3 tRNA genes and 1 rRNA gene are annotated in these 397 nt (G+C 50.4%); all 4 read left to right on the top strand.

What is annotated here, in order from left to right:
• Positions 1-77 (top strand): 5S ribosomal RNA (gene rrf, locus AC2Q9J_RS17645); the annotation flags it as partial.
• A gap of 40 nt (positions 78-117) precedes the next feature.
• Positions 118-190: transfer RNA gene (locus AC2Q9J_RS17640), tRNA-Thr, on the top strand.
• Positions 191-240: 50 nt separating this feature from the next.
• Positions 241-315, top strand: a tRNA-Glu gene (locus tag AC2Q9J_RS17635).
• A 7-nt stretch (positions 316-322) separates the two neighbouring features.
• A tRNA-Val gene (locus tag AC2Q9J_RS17630) sits at positions 323-395 on the top strand.
• Positions 396-397 lie beyond the last annotated feature (2 nt).

Genomic DNA, 397 nt, shown 5'->3' with positions numbered 1-397 from the left:
CGAACACGGCAGTTAAGCTCTTTTGCGCCGATGGTAGTTGGGGGATCTCCCCCTGTGAGAGTAGGACGTCGCTGGGCTATTCTATGTTTTATTTTTGTTCCGAGATTCTTTTGCCTTGCTTCCATAGCTCAGCAGGTAGAGTGCTTCCATGGTAAGGAAGAGGTCACCGGTTCGAACCCGGTTGGAAGCTTTTATTTTTTTAAATGAAGTTTCTGCATGGGTTACGTTATTATTTATCAAGGCCCCTTGGTCAAGCGGTTAAGACACCGCCCTTTCACGGCGGTAACACGGGTTCGAATCCCGTAGGGGTCACCATCATTTTGGAGGATTAGCTCAGCTGGGAGAGCATCTGCCTTACAAGCAGAGGGTCGGCGGTTCGATCCCGTCATCCTCCACC

This window comes from Planococcus sp. RAB007_Raresut, from assembly GCF_057369535.1.
The sequence above is the reverse complement of the archived record's forward strand: the minus strand, read 5'-3'. Positions and strand labels throughout refer to the sequence as shown.